This is a genomic window from Archangium sp., from assembly GCF_057119385.1.
The window spans coordinates 1-3,380 of the sequence record NZ_DBNGVP010000007.1; the positions used below are offsets into that span (position 1 = coordinate 1).

General features: G+C 69.4%; 4 protein-coding genes. All 4 read right to left on the reverse strand.

Translation table 11 applies throughout. From position 1 onward, the window contains the following. On the reverse strand, positions 1-871 hold an 871-nt coding region (locus AC16DP_RS02765; RefSeq protein ID WP_483956611.1), incomplete at its 3' end, for an ISL3 family transposase. Between the two features lie 230 nt (positions 872-1,101). Then, on the reverse strand, positions 1,102-2,463 hold the full coding sequence (locus tag AC16DP_RS02770) for a bifunctional ornithine acetyltransferase/N-acetylglutamate synthase (RefSeq protein ID WP_329731328.1): 1,362 nt from the start codon (positions 2,461-2,463) through the stop codon (positions 1,102-1,104). A gap of 81 nt (positions 2,464-2,544) precedes the next feature. Further along, positions 2,545-2,859: an ATP-binding protein gene (locus tag AC16DP_RS02775; protein ID WP_329731330.1), complete on the reverse strand. Its 315-nt coding sequence runs from the start codon at positions 2,857-2,859 to the stop codon at positions 2,545-2,547. A 27-nt stretch (positions 2,860-2,886) separates the two neighbouring features. Next, the gene (locus AC16DP_RS02780) at positions 2,887-3,042 is read right to left on the reverse strand and encodes a hypothetical protein (protein WP_329731329.1); all 156 of its coding nucleotides are present in this window, start codon (positions 3,040-3,042) and stop codon (positions 2,887-2,889) included. Between the last annotated feature and the right edge of the window lie 338 nt (positions 3,043-3,380).

Below are 3,380 nucleotides of genomic sequence, written 5' to 3' on the forward strand. Positions count from 1 at the left end.
ACGGATTCTTCAGCAGCGCCCAGCGGCTGTGTTTGAGCGCCTTGCCCTCCGGGCTCCCCGCCTGCTCGCGCACCTCTTGCCGGCGCACCGTGTCCAGCGCTTCGTTCGCCAGCTTCTGCACGTGGAATCGGTCGAACACCTTGCGCACGTGTGGGGCCCGGTTGCCCACCGCCTTGCTGAAGGCCGCCGACAGGTCGAGGGTGGCGTGCGTCAGCTCCTTCGTCCTCTCCTCTCCCAACTCGTCGAAGAAGCCGTTGAGCGTCTCTTCGTTCTTCCCCTCCGCCACCCAGACGACTCGCGAGCGCAGGTGGTCCACCACCAGACTCACGTACTGGTGCCCGGCTCTCCAGCCCAGCTCGTCCACCCCAATGACTTGCAGCCCCTCCAGCCGCCCTGGCGACAGGCGCTCCTCCACCACCCGCTCGATGATGGTGCCCACCGTGCGCCAGTTGATGCCTGGCAACCGGCAGATGGACGACTTGTCCAGCCGTTGCGCCTGCCAGGCCACCCACTCCTCGAAGGCGTGCGTGAAGCTCGAGCCGTGCGCCGCCCACGGCACCCGCTCCACCCTCACTCCATGCTCCCGGCAGCGCACCCGGCGCGGGGCGTACCGCAGCCAGAAGATGGTTTCTCCCAGCGCCAGGTGCCGCCACAGGCGCCCGGGTTTCGTGTCGTAGCCTGGAGCGGGCCGGCCGCACACTCCACAGCGCGGCTTGCGCTGGCGCGGGCGCACCTGCACCACCACTCCTCCGGGCTCCATCCGCACCCCGCGCACGCTCATCCCCTGGATGCGCAGCACGCGCCCCATCACCTCCCCCACACTCGGCCCCGCCACGCCCCGCCTCCCCGCCAGCACTCGCAGGGGCGGCACGCATTGCAACTCCGCGACCAGGGCTGTTGCCAGAGTGACAGCCGCCTCTTCCGACCGCTCCTCTCCCGTCCCTCACCGGAGACCCTCCGTCCACCGTCGAGCGCCCACCTCAGCTACAGAAGATCCACAATTCGCAATAGGGCCTAACCTCCTAGAATCACAGGCCCTTTCAACAAAACTCATCGTATCCCTCGCCCAGAGGGAGAGGGGACGTCGCGAGGGGATGTCACTCAGCTGCGGTAGTCCGCGTTCTCGCTGATGTACTCGTGGCTCCGGTCCGCGCCGAGCACCGTGCAGGCACCCGGGCCGCCACCGAGGTCCACGTCGATCTCCACCGAGCGCTCGTGCGGAGGGAACGTCACCTGCGGGCGGAAGGTGAGCCCGTCCGCGGGAGGCACGCTCGTATAGAGCTCTGCGCCCTTCATGTGTGCCACCAGGGCCTTCTCCGCCTCGTTGTCGAGCCGGAAGGCGCCGTGCTCCATGATGACGCGGCCGCCCATGCGCAGGGTGCAGCGCGACAGGTCCACCTCGGGGTGGTGCGCGCCCACGTACTTGCCGATGGCCGCCACCAGCCGGCCCACGTTCGGGTCATTCCCGTTCACCGCGCACTGGAACAGCGGCGAGTTCACCACCGACTTGCCGATGCCCCGGGCCACGTCCTCGCTCGGCGCGCCGTGCACGCGCACGCGCATGACGTGGTGCACGCCCTCGCCGTTGCGCACGATGTCCTCGGCCAGGTCGGCGCACACCTGCTCGAGCGCGGCCTCGAACTCCTTCAGGCTGGGGCAGGGCACCTTGCGCGAGGACAGCAGCGCCACCGTGTCCGACGTGCTCGTGTCGCTGTCCACGCTGATGCAGCCGAACGTCCGCGCGGACACCGAGCGCAGCGCCGCGCGCAGGGCGTCTCGCGGCACGTCCACGTCCGTCATCAGGAAGACGAGCATGGTGGCCAGGTTGGGCTCGATCATCCCCGCGCCCTTGGCGATGCCCACGATGCTCCCGCTGCCCACGGAGGCGCGGCGGACCTTGGCGTACAGGTCCGTCGTCATGATGCCCTCGGCGGCGGGCAGCACCGAGCCGCCCGCGAGCGACGAGACGGCCTGGGGCACCGCCTCCACCATGGCGTCCACCGGCAGCCGCCAGCCGATGACGCCCGTCGAGCAGGGCAGCACCTGCGAGGCGCTCAGCCCCAGCTTGCCGGCCACCGCCGCGCACAGCCGCTCGGAGGCCTCGACACCGCCGGGCGCGCACACGTTGCTCACCTTGTTGTTCACCACCACCGCGCCCAGCGTGGGCTCCTCCAGCCGCTTGCGGCCGAGCACCACCGGCGCTCCCGGGAAGGCGTTCTTCGTGAACACCGCCGCGAAGGCCGGCGTCGGCTCGTCGAGCACCACCAGCGTGAGGTTCATCTTCGCCGGCCTGGCCACCTCGGCGGGCATGAACTCGAAGCGCGTGCGGCCGACGCGGAAGCCGCGGGGCAGGGCGGACTGCTGCTCCAGCCAGCTCCGGTGGGCGTCGGCGGACGGGAAGGTCAGGTGCGTGCTGGGAATGGCGGTACCTCGCTGCGAGGAGAAAGGCGCTTGGTGCCGCAATCCGGGGCGCGAATCAATGGGAGAGATGCCCGTCCGCCCCCTCCCCGGCCAGGAACTTGGACGTCTCGCCCCCTTGCTGGTTCAGTGGGTCAAACGAGGGTCCATCGAGCGCTCGTGGGCGTCGTCCGGAGGGTCCCCGGCCGATTCCCTCGGCGTCCACGGCAGCTCCAGGGTGAACGCCGCGCCCTGGCCGGGCCCATCGCTCTGGGCATACAGGCTGCCTCCCATGGACCGGGCGAGCAGCGCGCAGCTGTGCAGCCCGAAGCCGTGGCCGTCCGTCCTGGCGGTGAATCCATACTGGAAGATGCGCAGCATGTTCTCCGCGGGGATGCCGATGCCGTTGTCACTCACCCTCACCTGGAGGCTCTGCCCCAGGTCCCGGATTCGCACCTCCAGGCGCCGCTGGGGCGGGGGGGGCGGCCATCAACGCATGCCGACGACCAGCAGCCGGACGGTCTCTCCGCGCAGCACCGAATCACCGGTGCCAGCAGGGGCGCTCGAGGCCTTGGGTGTGGAGCGGGTGGAAAGAACAATCCCGGTGAGCACCACAATGGCCACGACGGCCGTGGACAGGAACATGAGGAGCCGGCGAGGGGCACCTCGAGTGCCACGGGGCCTCGCGGCTTCCGTGTGGGCTGCCCGGGTGCGACTCCATGTGAGGAGTTGCGTTTCGCGGGACCGCATTCTCGCAATTGCTCTCAATCTCACGAACACCATCACACGAGCGTCACAGGAATCGTCAAGGACGGTTTTCCATGCGCCCGTCTACCCAACCCCGCCGGAAAAGAATGGGTCTTCGGTACGTCGAGTGGGCAGGGCCGAGGACCAGAGGCCGTGCGTATGGGGAGGATTTGGGGTTCACGGGTGTGCGGAGCCGAGCGATGGTCATGGGACGCAAGTCCCCGCGAGAGCTCGAG